At 67.3% G+C, this 15,280-nt stretch carries 18 protein-coding genes; 12 read left to right on the top strand and 6 right to left on the bottom strand.

Annotated features, from left to right (window positions below):
• Window positions 1-5 precede the first annotated feature (5 nt).
• Genes D6860_RS13900 through D6860_RS13885 form a run of 4 tightly spaced genes read left to right on the top strand, consistent with a single transcriptional unit; the run spans window position 6 to window position 4,105 of the window.
• Window positions 6-740, top strand: coding sequence for a F0F1 ATP synthase subunit delta (locus D6860_RS13900; protein WP_076622749.1), 735 nt, complete (start codon window positions 6-8; stop codon window positions 738-740).
• Entirely contained in the window at window positions 733-2,274 is a 1,542-nt protein-coding gene (locus D6860_RS13895; RefSeq protein ID WP_076622750.1) for a F0F1 ATP synthase subunit alpha, read from the top strand. Before D6860_RS13900 ends, D6860_RS13895 begins: the two co-directional genes overlap by 8 nt.
• The gene (locus D6860_RS13890; RefSeq protein ID WP_076622751.1) at window positions 2,271-3,134 is read left to right on the top strand and encodes a F0F1 ATP synthase subunit gamma; all 864 of its coding nucleotides are present in this window, start codon (window positions 2,271-2,273) and stop codon (window positions 3,132-3,134) included. The genes D6860_RS13895 and D6860_RS13890 overlap by 4 nt, the downstream gene beginning before the upstream one ends.
• Entirely contained in the window at window positions 3,131-4,105 is a 975-nt protein-coding gene (locus D6860_RS13885; protein ID WP_076622752.1) for an LOG family protein, read from the top strand. The genes D6860_RS13890 and D6860_RS13885 overlap by 4 nt, the downstream gene beginning before the upstream one ends.
• 32 nt (window positions 4,106-4,137) lie before the next feature.
• On the opposite strand, the gene D6860_RS13880 is transcribed toward D6860_RS13885, so the two are convergent.
• The 4 genes from D6860_RS13880 to D6860_RS13865 are packed head-to-tail and all read right to left on the bottom strand — an operon-like array spanning window position 4,138 to window position 6,058.
• A complete protein-coding gene (locus D6860_RS13880) occupies window positions 4,138-4,497 on the bottom strand; it encodes a DoxX family protein (RefSeq protein WP_017467183.1) in 360 nt (119 codons plus the stop codon).
• 39 nt (window positions 4,498-4,536) lie between these two features.
• Window positions 4,537-5,055 (bottom strand): flavin reductase family protein, encoded by a 519-nt coding sequence (locus D6860_RS13875; RefSeq protein WP_076622753.1) that lies wholly within the window; start codon window positions 5,053-5,055, stop codon window positions 4,537-4,539.
• Window positions 5,052-5,396 carry a ferredoxin FdxA gene (fdxA, locus tag D6860_RS13870; protein ID WP_017467182.1) on the bottom strand — a complete coding sequence of 115 codons (345 nt, stop codon included), beginning with the start codon at window positions 5,394-5,396 and terminating at the stop codon, window positions 5,052-5,054. The genes D6860_RS13875 and fdxA overlap by 4 nt, the downstream gene beginning before the upstream one ends.
• A gap of 59 nt (window positions 5,397-5,455) precedes the next feature.
• Window positions 5,456-6,058, bottom strand: a complete 603-nt coding sequence (locus D6860_RS13865) for a superoxide dismutase (protein WP_017467181.1) — start codon at window positions 6,056-6,058, stop codon at window positions 5,456-5,458.
• A gap of 104 nt (window positions 6,059-6,162) precedes the next feature.
• Here D6860_RS13865 and D6860_RS13860 point away from each other — a divergent pair, with 104 nt between their 5' ends.
• Both D6860_RS13860 and D6860_RS13855 read left to right on the top strand, forming a co-directional pair.
• The gene (locus tag D6860_RS13860) at window positions 6,163-6,810 is read left to right on the top strand and encodes a helix-turn-helix transcriptional regulator (RefSeq protein ID WP_229743333.1); all 648 of its coding nucleotides are present in this window, start codon (window positions 6,163-6,165) and stop codon (window positions 6,808-6,810) included.
• On the top strand, window positions 6,810-7,271 hold the full coding sequence (locus D6860_RS13855; RefSeq protein WP_076622755.1) for a group III truncated hemoglobin: 462 nt from the start codon (window positions 6,810-6,812) through the stop codon (window positions 7,269-7,271). The genes D6860_RS13860 and D6860_RS13855 overlap by 1 nt, the downstream gene beginning before the upstream one ends.
• A gap of 106 nt (window positions 7,272-7,377) precedes the next feature.
• Here D6860_RS13855 and D6860_RS13850 read toward each other — a convergent pair whose 3' ends face one another.
• A complete protein-coding gene (locus tag D6860_RS13850) occupies window positions 7,378-8,466 on the bottom strand; it encodes an alpha/beta hydrolase (protein WP_076622756.1) in 1,089 nt (362 codons plus the stop codon).
• A gap of 230 nt (window positions 8,467-8,696) precedes the next feature.
• Here D6860_RS13850 and D6860_RS13845 point away from each other — a divergent pair, with 230 nt between their 5' ends.
• The 6 genes from D6860_RS13845 (at window position 8,697) to D6860_RS13820 (ending at window position 14,312) form a co-directional block, all read left to right on the top strand.
• Entirely contained in the window at window positions 8,697-9,881 is a 1,185-nt protein-coding gene (locus tag D6860_RS13845) for an MFS transporter (protein ID WP_017467563.1), read from the top strand.
• A gap of 4 nt (window positions 9,882-9,885) precedes the next feature.
• A complete protein-coding gene (locus D6860_RS13840; RefSeq protein WP_076622757.1) occupies window positions 9,886-10,323 on the top strand; it encodes a cyclophilin-like fold protein in 438 nt (145 codons plus the stop codon).
• A gap of 301 nt (window positions 10,324-10,624) precedes the next feature.
• Complete coding sequence (locus D6860_RS13835) at window positions 10,625-11,530, top strand: LysR family transcriptional regulator (RefSeq protein WP_157895868.1); 906 nt, start codon at window positions 10,625-10,627, stop codon at window positions 11,528-11,530.
• A 475-nt stretch (window positions 11,531-12,005) separates the two neighbouring features.
• A complete protein-coding gene (locus D6860_RS13830; RefSeq protein ID WP_076622758.1) occupies window positions 12,006-12,443 on the top strand; it encodes a c-type cytochrome in 438 nt (145 codons plus the stop codon).
• Between the two features lies 1 nt (window position 12,444).
• The gene (locus tag D6860_RS13825; protein WP_076622759.1) at window positions 12,445-13,830 is read left to right on the top strand and encodes a multicopper oxidase family protein; all 1,386 of its coding nucleotides are present in this window, start codon (window positions 12,445-12,447) and stop codon (window positions 13,828-13,830) included.
• A gap of 110 nt (window positions 13,831-13,940) precedes the next feature.
• Window positions 13,941-14,312 carry a c-type cytochrome gene (locus D6860_RS13820; RefSeq protein ID WP_017469419.1) on the top strand — a complete coding sequence of 124 codons (372 nt, stop codon included), beginning with the start codon at window positions 13,941-13,943 and terminating at the stop codon, window positions 14,310-14,312.
• A 90-nt stretch (window positions 14,313-14,402) separates the two neighbouring features.
• Here the strand turns inward: D6860_RS13820 and D6860_RS13815 are convergent, their stop codons facing one another.
• Complete coding sequence (locus D6860_RS13815) at window positions 14,403-15,167, bottom strand: glutaredoxin family protein (RefSeq protein WP_076622760.1); 765 nt, start codon at window positions 15,165-15,167, stop codon at window positions 14,403-14,405.
• Between the last annotated feature and the right edge of the window lie 113 nt (window positions 15,168-15,280).

Raw genomic sequence — 15,280 nt, 5'->3', positions numbered from 1 at the left:
TCGCGATGACCATCGACTGGTGGACCCTCGGGCTGCAGACCGTGAACGTGCTGATCCTGCTGTGGATGCTCGCGCGGTTCCTGTTCCGGCCGGTCGCGGGGATCATCGCCGAACGGCAAGCGGCCGCCCATGCCGCCCTCGACGAGGCGGACGCCGCGCGCCGCGAGGCCGCCACCGCCCGCGAGGCTGCGCAGGTCGAAGAGCAGACGCTGCGTGAGAGGCGCACCGCTCTGCTCGACAAGGCGCGCGAGGACGCCGGACGGGAAAAGACCCGGCTGGTCGAGGCCGCCCGCGCCGAGATCGACCAGATGCGCCGGGAGGCCCGCGCAGACCTTGCCCGCCAGCGCGAGGACCAGCGACAGCAGGTGGCGCAGGAGGCCGGGTCGCTCGCCATCGACATCGCGCAGCGGCTTCTCACGCGGCTGCCCGAGGACGCGCGCGTCGCGGGCTTTGTCGACGGACTTGCGGACGAGATCGGCACCCTGCCCGACGCCACCCGCGCGGCGATGCGCAACGACGGCCCGCTGCGCCTCCGCACGGCCCGCGCGCTGGACGAGGCCGAGACCGATGCGATCCGGGCGCGGCTCTCGGAGGTGCTCGGCGGCCCGGTGACGCTGGAGGTCTCGACGAGACCGGGGCTGCTTGCCGGGCTCGAACTGGAAGCCCCCTCGGCGCTCGTGCGCAACCACCTGAGGGCCGATCTCGACCGCATCGAAGCGGAGCTGACACGCCATGACTGAGACGCTTCTTCCAGACGACTGGCTCGACCGGAGCCGCGCGGCGGTGTCGCGCACACCGCTCGCCCCCGAGGCCCGCGCGCAAGGCCGCGTGACCTCGCTGGCAGACGGCATCGCCCGTGTCGCCGGGTTGCCCGAGGCGCCGCTCGGCGCGCTGTTGCAATTCGAGACCGGGGCACGCGGGTTCGCCCACAGCCTCGGCGCCGATGCCATCGACGCCGTGATGCTGGACGACGCCACACCGGTCGAGGTCGGCCATCGCGTCACCGACACCGGCGACGTGCTGCGCGTGCCCGTGGGTGAGGCCCTGCTCGGGCGCGTCGTCGATCCGCTCGGGCGCCCTCTCGATGGCGGCAGCGCGCCGGAACCGGAAGAGAGCTGGCCGGTCGAGCGCCCCGCCCCCGACATCATCGACCGCGCGCTGGTCTCGCAGCCGCTCGAGACCGGGGTGCTGGTGGTCGACAGCCTGTTTGCCCTTGGTCGAGGCCAGCGCGAGCTGATCGTCGGAGACCACGCGACTGGCAAGACCGCGCTCGCGGTCGATGCGATCATCAACCAGAAGACCTCCGACGTGATCTGCGTCTACGTCGCCATCGGCCAGCGCAGCGCCGCGGTCGAGCGGGTCGTGGCGGCCGTCCGCGAGCACGGCGCCCCCGAGCGCTGCATCTTCGTCGTCGGTGGCGCCGCGGCCTCGCCCGGGCTGCAGTGGATCGCCCCCTTTGCCGGGATGACCATGGCCGAGTATTTCCGCGATCGGGGGCAGGATGCGCTGATCGTCATCGACGACCTGACCCGCCACGCCGCGACACACCGCGAGCTGGCGCTGCTCACCCGCGAGCCGCCCGGCCGCGAGGCCTACCCCGGCGACATCTTCTACCTGCATGCCCGCCTGCTCGAACGTGCCGCGAAGCTGTCGGAGGAGCGCGGCGGCGGCTCGCTCACGGCGCTGCCCATCGCGCAGACCGACGCCGGCAACCTGTCGGCCTACATCCCGACCAACCTCATCTCGATCACCGACGGGCAGATCGTCTTCGACACGCATCTGTTTTCCGCCAACCAGCGCCCGGCGGTCGATGTCGGTCTCTCGGTCAGCCGCGTCGGCGGCAAGGCGCAGGCACCCGCGCTGCGCGCCGTCTCGGGCCGGGTGCGGCTTGACTACGCGCAGTTCCAGGAGCTCGAGATGTTCACCCGCTTCGGCGGCCTGTCGAACACGCGGGTCAAGGCGCAGATCGCGCGGGGCGAACGGATCCGGGCGCTGCTCTCGCAACCGCGCTACAGCGGCCTGAGGATGGCCGACCAGGTGGCGCTGCTCGCCGCGCTCGCCGACGGCGCGCTCGACCGGCTGTCGCCGGACCGGGTGCCAGCGTTGCGCGACCGCCTGCCGGGGTGGCTGGACGAGACCGCCGCGGCGGCGTTGTCCGAACTGACCCTCACCGACCCGTTATCCGACGATCTTCGCAAGCGCCTCGTCACGGCCGTGTCCGCGCTGGTCGATGATCTCGAAGGGGCCAGGGCCTCCGGAACCCCGGTGCGATGAGCGAGCATTTCGCCGATATCGAGGCCCGCATCGACGCGGTCCACAAGCTCGAGGCGGTCATCACCGCCATGCGTGGCATCGCGGCCTCGCGAGTGCAGGAGTCGCAGCATCACCTCGACAGCATCCGCACCTTTGCGGCCACCATCGGCGCTGCCATCGGGCAGGCGTTGGCTTTCCTGCCCCGCGTCGAGCCCGATGCCGGCGGGACCGAGGCCCCCTACCGCCACGCGGTGCTGGCCTTTGCCGCGGAACAGGGCTTTGCCGGGGCCTTCTCCGACAAGGTCTTCGACGCGCTTGCGCCGCTGGTCGAACCCGGATGCGAACTGCTGCTGATCGGGGATCGCGGCCTGTCCGCTGCCGACCGGCGCGGCCTGTCGGTCGCCTGGAGCGCCCCGATGATCTCCCACCCGGACCAGGCAACCGCGCTGGCTTCACGCCTGTCCGAGACCATCTTTCGCCGCGCGGCGGAAACGCCGCTGACGCGGGTCTCGCTGGTGCACGCGGTGCCCGGCGGCACTGGGCTCATGTCGGTCGTGGTCAAGGATCTCGTGCCCTTCGACTACGGGCGCTTTCCGCTGTCGCGCACGGCGGTGCCGCCGCTCATCACGCTGCCACCGGACCGGCTGCTCCGGCATCTCGTCGAGGAATACGTCTTCGCGGAACTCAGCGAAGCCATCGTCCTCTCCTTCGCCGCCGAGAACGAGGCGCGGATGCGCGCCATGATCCGCGCACAGGAAAACACCGGCGATACGCTCGACACGCTCACGGCCCTGTCGCGGCAGGTCCGGCAGCAGGACATCACCGAGGAGATCGTCGAGCTTGCCACCGCGAGCCTGACACAGGGAGGAAGCGACGCATGACCGACAGCATCGACGCCGAGGGGCCGCGCAAGCCGCAGCCTGCGGATGCGCTGCACCGCGAGGTCGACCTGCCCGGGTGCGAACCGAAGCCCGCCACCGAAGACACCCGCGCGCCCGCCCTGCTTCGCGAGATCATGGATCATCCGAACTACCGGCAGGCCGACGAGGACCCCGCCTTTCTGCACCGTGCCGACATGCGCGGCACCCGGCTGATGCTCGACTACCAGAAGGCCGAGGCGTTGCTCGCGGAACATGGCGTGGCGCACGCGATCGTGGTGTTCGGCAGCACCCGCATTCCCGAGCCCGAGGTCGCCGCCGAGAGGCTCGCCGCGCTCGAGGCCGAAGCCGCGCGTGCGCCCGACGACGCGGATTTGGCCCAGCGCCTGAGGATCGCCCGTCGCGTCCACGACAAGAGCCGCTTCTACGAGATCGCGCGGGATCTGGGCCGGCTCGTCGGTGAGGCCGAAGGCCCCCACGGAAACCGGCTGGTTGTCGTCACCGGCGGCGGGCCGGGCATGATGGAGGCCGCGAACCGGGGCGCCCACGAGGCCGGCGCCCGGACCGTCGGGCTGAACATCATGCTGCCCCAAGAGCAGTTTCCGAACCCCTACGTGACGCCGGGCCTGTGCTTCCGTTTCCACTACTTCGCCCTGCGCAAGCTGCACTTTCTATTGCACGCCCGCGCCCTCGTGGTCTTTCCCGGCGGCTTCGGCACGCTCGACGAGCTGTTCGAGACGCTGACCCTCATCCAGACGCGAAAGATCCGCCCGCTGCCAGTCGTGCTCGTGGGCGAGGCCTACTGGCGGCGGGTCTTCGATGTCGACTTCCTGCTCGACGAAGGCGTCATCGACCCGGAGGACCGGGAGCTTTTCTGGTATGCCGAGACGGCCGACGAGATATGGCAGGACATACGTCGCTGGTATGTCAGCGCGGGCCGGGACATCACCGCGCCCGGCCCGGACTGCGCCTGAGAGAGGAAGCGAGCCCTGGGCAGGCACGAGGGTCAGGGACGGGCCACGTTTCCTTGCCGGAGCAGCCAGCCCCCGCTCAATCCAAGGAGCGCGAGAACCACCAGCGGCGGGATCGCATGGCTGAATTCGCCGTGCAGCAACACGGTGAGGGCGGCGGCGCCCATGACGCCGGCGCCCAGGACATGGCCTGCAAGACGCGTCCGGGGGATCGCGATCAGCACGGCGGCCGTCCACTCCAGCGCGGCGGTCAGGTAGGGGAACCATCCCGGATAGCCCCAACGATCATAGTCGGCGCGGATCTCCGGGCTGGCAAAGATGTTCAGGGTTCCGCCAAGAAGGAAGAAGGCGGCAAGGGCGCCCGGAAGGACGTGGCGCCAGGGAAACGTGCTCATTTCGGGGTCTCCGGTAAGTCTCTGGGGCAGCTCGACCGCTCAGAGCGGATGGACCGAATGGAAGCGACGGTCGTGCCAGACGAGGGGGCTGCGCCCTTCCGCAAGGTCGATGTGCTCCGGGCGTCCGACGAAGAGAACGTGATCGCCCATGTCCACCTCACCGGCAAGAATGCAGTCCATCGCGGCCATCGCGCCGCGAAGCCGGGGGTGCCCCGATTGCCAGGGCTCCCACGTGCCATGCTCGAAGCGCCGCTCGCGCGGGCCCTTTCCGGCAAAGGCCTCGGCCACGGCACCCTGGTCTGACTGCAGCATGGCGAAGGAGAACCCGCGACGGGCCCGGATGAGCGCCGCGAGCCGCGCGCTGCTGTCGATCGACACGAGCAGCGACGGCGGATCGACGGCCAGCGACAGGGCCGCCGTGACGGTGCGCCCGACCCTCTCGTCGCCCTGCGCGGCCGAAACCACGCAGGTGGTCGCCGCAAGCGCGGCCATGGCCTCGCGGAAGAGCTGCCCTGTCTCGCTCGCCGTGTCCGGCGCGCTTCTGGTATCGGCAATCATGACGTTTCCTTCTGGCCGGGCTCGGGAGAAAAATGGGTCTGCAACTTGTTCTGCACGCCGTCCATCTCGTCGGCGTTCGCAGGCGGGACGCCTGCCGCCGTGATGACCGGCCACATCTCGGCATACTTGCGATTGAACGCGACCCAGCGTTCGCTGTCCGCGTCCGTGTCGGGCCGGATTGCATCGGCTGGACATTCCGGTTCGCAGACGCCGCAATCGATGCATTCGTCGGGGTGAATCACCAGCGTGTTCTCCCCTTCGTAAAAGCAGTCGACCGGGCAGACCTCGACGCAATCCATGTATTTGCAGGCGATGCAATTCTCGGTGACGACATATGTCATGGGGCGCTCGTGGCTTCGGAAGGGAGCCGTGCGCGACGGGCGCGCACGGCGAAAAGGGATCAGGACAGGTTGGATTCGGCGAACTCGTAGTTCGCGAGACGGTCCAGGAAGTTGTCCACGTAGTCGGGACGCCGGTTGCGGAAGTCGACGTAGTAGCTGTGCTCCCACACGTCGAGGCCGAGCAGGGCCGTGCCCTCGCCGGTGGCGAGCGGGTTCACGCCGTTGGGCGTCTTGGTCACGCCGAGGCTGCCGTCGGGCTTCTGGATCAGCCACGCCCAGCCCGAGCCGAACTGCCCGGTGGCCGCCGTCTTGAACGCCTGCTTGAACGCGTCGACCGAGCCGAAATCCGCGTTGAGCCGCGTTTCCAGCCCGCCGGGAAGGCGTCCGCCCTCGGGCGACAGGGCATTCCAAAAGTGGATGTGGTTCCAATGCTGCCCGGCCTGGTTGAAGATGCCCTCGCGGTCGGCGTCGCCGTAGGTCGCGGTGACGATCTCTTCCAGCGTCTTGCCCTGGAGATCGGCGTTCTTCTCGACGAAGCCGTTGAGCGCCGTGACATAGGCCTGGTGGTGCTTGTCGTGGTGCAGTTCGAGCGTTTCCTGGCTCATGCCACGATCGGCAAGCGCGGAGGGGGCGAAATTGAGAGAAGGCAGTTCGAAGGCCATGTCGGGGCTCCTGTGATGTGTGTGGTTGCGCCGCCTGTCGCGGCACATTAATAAAACAAGCAAGTGCTTTGAAAAATATCGGAGCGAATATGTCAAGAGATGACTTGGAAAAACAGGATTGGTCGCCGCGCTCCTCCGCCGAGCGTCTCCTCATGGCGCTCAAGATGCATGGCGCGCTGACCTCTGCGCAGCTCGGCACGCGGCTCGGCACGTCGGGAGAAGCAGCGCGCCAGCAGCTCGTGAAACTGGCGGAAGACGGGCTTGTCGCGGAAGAGCGCCGCTCGGCCGGACGCGGCCGCCCCGCGGTCTACTGGCACCTGACCGACAAGGCCCAGGCGCGGTTTCCCGACACCCACGCGGCGCTGACCGTCGACATCCTGCGCAGCATCTCGGGGGTGCTCGGGGACGACGCGCTCGAGAAGATCATCCGTGCGCGCGAGACCGAGACACAGGCCCTCTACGAAGAGGTCATGGCCGGATGCGACAGCCTTGGCGACAGGGTCGGGAAGCTCGCCGAACTGCGCAACGCCGAGGGTTACATGGCGGAGGCAGAGCAGGGACCCGACGGCGAACTGCGCCTTGTCGAGAACCATTGCCCGATCTGTGCTGCAGCCACGTTCTGCCAGGGCTTCTGCCGTGCGGAGCAGGCGGTCTTCGAGTCGGTTCTGGGCGAGGGCGTTTCGGTCGAACGGGTGGAACACATCGTCGGTGGCGGACGCCGCTGCACCTACGTCATCCGCGAGGCAACCTGATGGCCCCGCGTGCTCCGGCGCCTGTTCCGCGCTCTCCCGAAGCCGTGGCCGAGGGCCTCGACGAGGCCATGATCCGCGAGGTCGTGCACCATTTCTACGCCGCGGCGCGCGAAGACCCGGTGATCGGGCCGGTCTTCCGCGCCCGGGTGCCCGACGACCGCTGGCAGGCCCACCTCGACAGGATCGAGGACTTCTGGTGCTCGAGCCTGCTGGGGACGCGCACCTATGACGGGCGCCCCATGCCCAAGCATGTTGCCATCTCCGAGTTGAACGACGACCACTTCAGACGGTGGCTCGCGCTCTTCCGGCACACGGTAACCGAGCTGTGCCCGCCAAAGACCGCGCAGCTTTTCGTGGAGCGCTCGGAACGCATCGCCGAGGCCTTTCGCATCAACATCGGCATGGCGCGTGGCGAGGATCTGCTGTTCCGCGAAAAGCTCACGCGCGAGCCCTACCCCTGACACCGGCCTGCAGCCCATCGCGAGGGCGTACGCGGGCCAGGCCCCCGTCCGTGGTCACGCCGGACAGAAACTAAGGGGAGCCGGCCAAAAAGCCGGCTCCGTTTTCTCAGGCGAGGTTCTGGCTGAAGAACGCCTCGAGCTTGTCGAACGGGATGATGTCGACCTGATCGTAGAGATCCACGTGGTCGGCCCCGTCGATGATCATCAGCTCCTTCGGCTCGGCGGCAGCGGCGACCGCGTCCTCGGAGAAGTAGCGCGAATGCGCCTCGGAGCCTGCGATGACCAGCATCGGCCGCGGCGAGATCTCGTCGATGTAGGTCAGCAGCGGCATGTTCATGAACGAGAGCGGAGTCGTCACGGTCCAGCCGTCGTTCGAGTTCACCGACCGCGCGTGATACCCACGCTCCGGATCCTTGTAGTAGGCGTGGTACATCCGGATGACCGGATCGTCGATGCCGTCGAGACTGTCCGGCAGGCCCCCGGCGAGAGCGGGTGTCTCGCTCTGCGCGTCTTCCCAGCGTTGACGGCTCATCGCCTCAAGACCTGCGGCGCGCTGCTCGTCGGTAAGGCTGTCATAGTAGCCCTTCGCCATGACGCGCGACATGTCGTACATGCTGGTGGTCGCCACGGCCTTGACCCGCTTGTCGGCGGCCACCGCGTTCAGCGCCATGCCGCCGAAGCCGCAGATGCCGATGATGCCGAGCTTCTCGCGGTCCACGCTGTCATGCAGGCCGAGGAAATCGATGGCCGCCATGAAGTCCTCGGTATTGATGTCCGGCGAGGCCACCGAGCGCGGCTGCCCGCCACTTTCGCCGACGTAGGACGGATCAAAGGCCAGCGTGACAAAGCCGCGCTCGGCCATGGTTTGGGCGTAGAGCCCGGCGGCCTGCTCCTTGACCGCGCCGAAGGGGCCGGCGATGGCTAGGGCGGGCATCGGACCTTCGGGCCGTTCGGCGGGCATGTAGAGATCGCCGACCAGCGTGATGCCGTAGCGGTTGGTGAACTCGACCTTGGAATGCTCGACCGCGTCGCTTTGCGGGAAGGTCTTGTCCCATTCCGCGGTCTGGGCGCGCAGCGGAGCGCCGAAGGAGACCGCGGTCAGCGCAGCCGCGCTGACACCGGCCATCTTCAGAAGGTTGCGACGCCCCTCGTCGGCGACGTCTGTTGCGGGGCTGTTCTGCGTTGTCTCGGACATGTCGATACCCTGTGGTTGCTGTGACAGCTCCAACATGGGCAGGCTGGACCATGCGATTTAGACCATGAAAACCGCATGTCGACATGAGCAGCCCTCATCAATCGGGCGCCAGCCGAGGTCTTATTCATGTCGCACATGAGCGCATCCGAAATTTCCGCATAATCGGCGGCCAGGCGACCATGTAGGACCGACGGGACACCAAGCACCGGGGGCAGATCTTGTCGGAAACCATGATCGAACAGAACGAGACCTCGGACCAGGGTGCCTGGGGCGCGGTGCTGTCCATGTCGCTCTGCGTGGCGATGCTGATCGCCTCGGAATTCATGCCGGTCAGCCTGCTGACTCCCATGGCCGAGGGGCTGGGCGCCACGACGGGCCAGACCGGGCAGGCGATTTCCGTCAGCGGGCTGTTTGCCGTGGCGACGAGCCTGCTCATCACCACCGTGGCAGGGCGGGTGAACCGCAAGGTGGTACTGGTGGGACTGACAGCGCTGATGCTGCTGTCGCTCGTGCTGGTGGCGATCGCGCCGTCCTTCGCGGTGCTTATGGCAGGCCGGGCATTGCTCGGTGTCTGCGTCGGCGGGTTCTGGTCGCTCGCGACCTCGATCCTGATGCGGCTGGTGCCGAAACACGAGGTGCCACGAGCGCTTGGCCTGATGTATGGCGGACAGGCAATCGCGGCGGCCTTCGCCGCACCGCTGGGCAGCTACCTCGGTGACATCGTCGGCTGGCGAGGCGTCTTCTGGGCGCTGACGCCGGTGGTGGCGCTGAACCTGGTGTGGCACCTGGTGGCCCTGCCCTCTCTGCCGGTCGAGACGCGGGCCAGCTTCGGCACCTTCGGCACCCTGCTTCGGCGCCGGTATTTCCTGCGCGGACTGGTGGCGATCACCTTCACCTGGGGCTCGGCGTTCACCATGTTCACCTACCTGCGGCCGTTCCTCGAAGACGTCACCGGCGTTGGGGTCGATGCGTTGTCGGCGCTGCTTCTGGTGCTCGGAGGCTCCGGTTTCATCGGCTCGTCGCTGGCGGGGCGGATGGTCGGCGGCCGCATCGAACGAATGCTCTGTCTTCCGGCCCTCGTGATGGGGGCCTGCACCGCCGCGCTGCTGCTGATCGGCAATTCGGTGATCGCCACGGCAGCGCTCCTGGCGATCTGGGGCGCGATGAACACCGCCATGTCGGTGATCTGGATGAGCTGGATGTCCCGCAACGTCGACGATCTGCCCGAGGCGGCCGGCGGGCTGATGGTTGCAGTGATACAGGCGTCGATCCTGCTGGGCGGGGTGATCGGCGGGTTTCTTCTCGACCTTCTCTCGATCAGGGCCACCTTTGCCGGAGGCGTGGTCCTGGCCCTGGTCGCGCTGGCGCTGACCGGCGATGGCCGCCACCTGCTGAACCCGGACAAGGAGACCTGACCCCATGCCACGTCCCATCCTCCCGACCCGTCGCGCCGTTCTTGCCGGAGGCGCCGCCGCCCTGATCCTGCCGGCGACAGCCCGCGCACAATCCATGCGGATGCAGGTCAGCTTCGACGACCAGAGTGTGACCTACCGGCTGTTTGACAATCCGACGGTGCGCGATCTTGTTTCGATGCTGCCCGTCGAGCTCGAAATCCGCGACTTTTCGACCAACGAGAAGATCGTCCATATGCCGAGGCGGCTGGACGAAGGCGGGTTCGAGGCATTCGACGACGAGACCCCCGGCGATCTGTGCTATTTCCTCGGCTGGGGCAACCTTGCACTGTTTCACGACGACTACGTCTTCCGCGACGATCTGATCCGGCTGGGTCACATCGAGGGCGATGTGGCGCCCCTGCTGCACAAGGGCACCTACCCCGTGCGAATCCAGATACTCTGATCTCGGGGGGCGGCCACGGCCATCCTCCCGGCGACACACCCGAACGCCCGTGGCTGGAACTCCCGGTCCCCGACGTCCGGACCGTGGCGCCGCCCGCATACGGCTCCGGCCAGAGGGTCACGGCGTCATATGTCCCTTGTCCAGACGCCGGGCCCCCGCGTTGCGCTCGAAGCCGGTCGGCGATCCCGTGACGAAAATCCGCACCATTCACTCCTGGCTCTTGTCCCGCACGTGCGCCTTCGCGCCATCATTGATGGGCTGGACATGATAATGCACAGCCATAAATCGAGAGAAATCATGGATGGGGCTGCATGTGCCACGCGAGAACATCAACGACCTTCGTGCCTTCGTCGCGGTTGCGCAGGAGAGCAACTTCACCCGCGCGGCTGCACGGCTCGGCGTGTCGCAATCGGCGCTCAGTCACACGATCCGACAGCTCGAGGAACGACTGGGTGTGCGCCTTCTGACGCGGACGACGCGCGCCGTCGCGACGACCGAAGCCGGCCAGAGGCTGCTCGACGGCATCAGCCATCACGTCGAGCAGATCGACGCCCAGATCGATGCCTTGGGAACATTGCGCGAAATGCCCGCCGGCACGGTGCGCCTCGTCTCGTCCGAGCTGGGTATCTCGCAGGTGCTCTGGCCCAAGCTGCAACCGCTCCTGCGCGAGAACCCCGACATCAAGGTGGAAATCACGCTCGACAACGGGTTCAACGACATCGTGGCCGACGGGTTCGACGCGGGCGTGCGACGGGGCGAGCATCTTGCCAAGGACATGATCTCTGCCCGGATCGGCGAGCCCTTGCGCTACATCGTCGTGGCCACGCCCGCGTTCTTCGAGTCCCATGATCGGCCCACCCATCCGCGCGACCTTGCCGACCTGCCCTGCATCAATTTCCGCCTGCAATCGGCGGGCCGCAATTTCCAGTGGGAGTTCCGCGAGAACGGGCACGATCTCCGGGTGAAGGTCGACGGGCAGCTTGCCTTCAACAACATCTTCCTGGTTCTCGAGGCCGCACTCGCAGGCTTCGGCTGCGCCTACATGTCCTCTGACCTCGCGCAGCCGCATCTCGAGGCCGGCAGGCTCGTGCAGGTGCTCGACTCGTTCTGCCCGCATTTCGAACCGTTTCACCTCTATTACCCGAACCGCCGCCAGCCTTCGCCCGCCTTCCAGGCCGTGCTGGGTGCCCTGCGCAGCCGCGCCTGAGGCGCGACGCGACGCCCGCGGTTGACGGAACGAACCTCCGGGTGCGATACCATCGGCCCGGGAGGTATCGCGTTTGCGGCTGGTCAGTGTCCTTGCATTTCTATTCTGGTCGATGGCGGCGGTCCTGCCGGCCGAGGCCAGCGGTGCCATGGCGATGCAGCACGTCGACTGTTCCGATTGCGCGTCACAGGGCGATGAGGAAAGCCGCGCAGAGCACCGGCCAGCAGCCTGCGATCATGCGATTTCGTGTTGCGGCGCTGTCGCCACCGCATCACCCGCAGCACAGGAGACGACCATCGCGACGAACCGCGTCAGTCATTGTCTCGTATCGCTCATGGCGCTGTCCCACCTTGCTGCAAGCGAGCCTCCGCCTCCCCGGTCCTGACGCATTCCGAAAACGGCCGGGCGCCGCCCGGCTCTTCCGAAATTTCGGGTCGCCCCCCTTGGTATGGACGACCCTCGTCAGGACAATATCATGAAGAAATTCCTAATTCCGGGTCTCGGCATCGTCGTGGTCGCGGCGCTCGCCTATGTCACCCTGCGACCGCAGAGCGGCGAAGACAGGTCCGGGGCAAGCACCCCCGAAGAAGGCGCCGCGATCGTGTCGGTCTCGCTGCCGGACGAGCTTTCGTCGAACGCGTCTCTTGGCAAGAACGCCTACGACGCGGTTTGCGCCGACTGCCACGGCGAGAACGCGGCGGGCAAGGAGGGCTTCGGGCCGCCACTGGTCCACAAGATCTACGAGCCCTCGCACCATGGCGACATGGCCTTCCAGGTGGCCGCGGCGCAAGGCGTCCGGGCGCACCACTGGAAGTTCGGCAGCATGCCGCCGCAGCCGGACGTGACTCCGGGCGACGTCAAGGCGATCATCGCCTATGTTCGTGAATTGCAGCGTGCAAACGGGATCGAATGACATGACACTGTCGCTTTCACGCCGCGCCTTCTGCGCGGGTCTTGCCGGCGCGGCCTTCGCCCGGCCGGCCGCCGCGCAAGGGGGTGAGACGCTCACCGCCGGCGTCAGCTCGGTTCAGCTGGCGCCTCCGGGCTACGGCCAGACCGAGGTCTGGAGCTACGACGGAACACTGCCCGGTCCGGTGCTGCGCGCACGTCAGGGCGCGCGTATGACCCGGCGGCTGGTCAATGCGCTCGAGGTGCCGACATCGGTGCACTGGCACGGCATCCGCATCGACAATGCCATGGACGGCGTCGCCGGTCTGACGCAGGCACCGGTGCTGCCCGGGGACACCTTCGACTACGACTTCGCGCTGCCCGACGCGGGCACCTACTGGTATCACGCGCACACCAATTCGATGGAGCAGGTCGCCCGCGGCCTCTCCGGTGCGCTGATCGTCGACGAGCCGGCGCCGCCCGACGTGGACCGCGACGAGGTGCTGCTGCTCGACGACTGGCTGCTCGATCCCGAAACCGGCCTGTTCTTCGATGACTTCAGCAACCCGATGATGCGGAGCCATGCCGGGCGCATGGGCAATCTCCTGGGCGTCAACGGGCAGTATGCCATGCGTCTGCGCGCGCAGCAGAACGAACGGCTGCGGCTGCGGCTCATCAATGCTGCCAACGCCCGGATCTTCGTCCTGCGGTTGCAGGGCATGGCGGGGTGGCAGGTCGCGCTCGACGGGATGCCGCTGGCCGAGCCCGAGCCGGTGACCACCGAGATCGTGCTGGCGCCGGCCCAACGGGTCGATCTCATCGTCGACGTGACCGCCACCGAGGGCGAGCCGGCCGGCCTGCTGCACTACGCCGACGATGACAGCTGGCAGGCGCTGGTCGAAACGGAGGTCACGGGGCGCGGCGCCAGCCGCAGTCGAGAGGCGCCCACCGCGCTGCCGCCGAACCCGATGATGGAGGTGCCTGACGTCACTGCGGCCGAAACGCGCGAAATGCGGATGGAAGGCGGGGCGATGCGCGGCATGGCCTCGGGCCGGTTCGAGGGGGAGCAGCTGGGCTTCCGCGAGCTTGTCCAGCGCGGGCAGTTCTGGGCGCTGGCCGGTCAGGTGGATCTCGGCGAGGCACCCTTCGCCCGCTATGACCGGGACGAACCCGCGCGGATCGCCCTGGTCAACGACACCGTCTTTCCGCATGCGATGCACCTGCACGGGATGCACTTCCGAACGATCGGGGCGGATGGCGCGACCGGACCGATGCGCGACACCGTGCTCGTGATGCCGGAAGAGCGGGTAGAGATTGCGTTCCGCGCGCACAATCCGGGCAAGTGGCTGCTGCACTGCCACATGCTCGGACACGCGGCCTCGGGCATGACGAACTGGATCGAGGTCGCTTGAAACCAGCGCGGGCCGGATCAACTGGCCCGCCAACAGGAATGAGGCAGACACGAAGACACAAGGACTCCCGCTGCTTTTCGCGGTCACCATGGCCGGGGGCGTTTTCGCCCATGGCCATGGTGACCGACGAAACGGTCCTCGAACGAATGGACGGCATGAAGACGATGAGCGAGCAGCTCAAGGTTCTCGGCGCCATGGCCAAGGGAGAACGCAACTTCGACAGCGCCGCGGTGGAAACGGCGCTGGCCCGTCTGACCGAAGAGGCCGCAAGGATCCCCGCGCAGTTCGAGAAAGAGGTGATCGTTCCGAAGTCCGAGGCGCTTCCTGAAATCCGGGAGAACCGGGAGGATTTCACCGAGAAGGCTGAGACGCTCGAGACCCGGGCCGTAGCCATGAGCGTGTCGGAGGCCGCGGACCTCGGGCCTGCGCTGCGCAGGATCGGCGGCGCCTGCAAATCCTGCCACGGCGACTACCGCGAGTGAACGGACCCAGGCGAGGCGCTCCCTCCACAAGGAAGGAAGCGTATCGCCCGGCCACCGGCGGGACGACTCGCGCCGCCCTTTCTGCGTCTCTCAGACCGCCGCGAACAGGAACCGAGCGCCCATCCAGAGACCCATGGCGATCATCATCAGGTTCTCGGTGAGGGAGACGAAACCGAGCGGCACATTGCTGCCGCCGCCGACGCAGGCGCACTTGAGCTCGCGCTTGTCGATGTAGACCGCCTTGAACACCGAGACCGCGCCGATGGTCCCGATCACGAGAGCGACCGGTGCCGAAAGCCAGGTCAGCGCGCCGGCGATCATCAGAACCCCGGCAAAGGTCTCCGCGAACGGATAGATATACCCGTAGCGCACCCAACGCTTGGCGAGCAGGTCATAGTTGAGGAACATCGTCGAGAAGCTCTCGACGTCCTGCAGCTTCTGGATACCGAGCAGCGTCATCGAGATCGCGATGAACCACTCGACCACGCGGAAGGTGAGAAGCGTTCCGAAGGCCGCCCAGCTGACGGCGAGCGCCATCAGGAAGGCGACCGAGAAAATCGCGATGACCGGCGTGTAGGTGGTCTCGTCCTCGCCCTTGAGCGGTCGTCCGACATGTTCGCGCAGCGCGTCGTAGCCACCGATCCGCTGGCCGTCGATCCAGACTTGCGGCGTGGTCTTCACATCGTGCTTCTGCTTGAACTGCTCGGTCTGGTCGCGGCTTTCCAACAGGTGATCCTCGACCTCGTAGCCCTCGCGCTCGAGCAGGTCCTTCGTCTTCAGGCCAAAGGGGCACAGGTGGCCCGGCATCGCCATGCGGTAGAGCTCTGCCGTCTTTCCGGTTGCATCCAAGGGCATCTGTTCGGTCCTCCATCTCGCATGAAATCCAGCTTCAAAGGAGGAAACGACCTTCCAGCGGGGGAGGGTTCCTTCTCGAGGAAAGATACCTGTTCCGACCTTGGCACCCTCCT

Source organism: Salipiger sp. D13 (assembly GCF_003703915.1).
Classification (GTDB): Bacteria; Pseudomonadota; Alphaproteobacteria; order Rhodobacterales; family Rhodobacteraceae; genus Salipiger; species Salipiger profundus.
Note: the sequence above shows the minus strand (reverse complement) of the source record. Positions and strands in the feature narration are given on the sequence as shown.

Excerpts from the sequence above, each read along its gene's own strand:
- D6860_RS13900 (WP_076622749.1), top strand. The coding sequence starts at position 6 with ATGACCATCGACTGGTGGACCCTCGGGCTGCAGACCGTGAACGTGCTG.
- D6860_RS13895 (WP_076622750.1), top strand. The coding sequence starts at position 733 with ATGACTGAGACGCTTCTTCCAGACGACTGGCTCGACCGGAGCCGCGCG.
- D6860_RS13890 (WP_076622751.1), top strand. The coding sequence starts at position 2,271 with ATGAGCGAGCATTTCGCCGATATCGAGGCCCGCATCGACGCGGTCCAC.
- D6860_RS13885 (WP_076622752.1), top strand. The coding sequence starts at position 3,131 with ATGACCGACAGCATCGACGCCGAGGGGCCGCGCAAGCCGCAGCCTGCG.
- D6860_RS13880 (WP_017467183.1), bottom strand. The coding sequence starts at position 4,497 with ATGAGCACGTTTCCCTGGCGCCACGTCCTTCCGGGCGCCCTTGCCGCC.
- D6860_RS13875 (WP_076622753.1), bottom strand. The coding sequence starts at position 5,055 with ATGATTGCCGATACCAGAAGCGCGCCGGACACGGCGAGCGAGACAGGG.
- fdxA (WP_017467182.1), bottom strand. The coding sequence starts at position 5,396 with ATGACATATGTCGTCACCGAGAATTGCATCGCCTGCAAATACATGGAT.
- D6860_RS13865 (WP_017467181.1), bottom strand. The coding sequence starts at position 6,058 with ATGGCCTTCGAACTGCCTTCTCTCAATTTCGCCCCCTCCGCGCTTGCC.
- D6860_RS13855 (WP_076622755.1), top strand. The coding sequence starts at position 6,810 with ATGGCCCCGCGTGCTCCGGCGCCTGTTCCGCGCTCTCCCGAAGCCGTG.
- D6860_RS13850 (WP_076622756.1), bottom strand. The coding sequence starts at position 8,466 with ATGTCCGAGACAACGCAGAACAGCCCCGCAACAGACGTCGCCGACGAG.
- D6860_RS13845 (WP_017467563.1), top strand. The coding sequence starts at position 8,697 with ATGATCGAACAGAACGAGACCTCGGACCAGGGTGCCTGGGGCGCGGTG.
- D6860_RS13840 (WP_076622757.1), top strand. The coding sequence starts at position 9,886 with ATGCCACGTCCCATCCTCCCGACCCGTCGCGCCGTTCTTGCCGGAGGC.
- D6860_RS13835 (WP_157895868.1), top strand. The coding sequence starts at position 10,625 with ATGGGGCTGCATGTGCCACGCGAGAACATCAACGACCTTCGTGCCTTC.
- D6860_RS13830 (WP_076622758.1), top strand. The coding sequence starts at position 12,006 with ATGAAGAAATTCCTAATTCCGGGTCTCGGCATCGTCGTGGTCGCGGCG.
- D6860_RS13825 (WP_076622759.1), top strand. The coding sequence starts at position 12,445 with ATGACACTGTCGCTTTCACGCCGCGCCTTCTGCGCGGGTCTTGCCGGC.
- D6860_RS13820 (WP_017469419.1), top strand. The coding sequence starts at position 13,941 with ATGGCCATGGTGACCGACGAAACGGTCCTCGAACGAATGGACGGCATG.
- D6860_RS13815 (WP_076622760.1), bottom strand. The coding sequence starts at position 15,167 with ATGCCCTTGGATGCAACCGGAAAGACGGCAGAGCTCTACCGCATGGCG.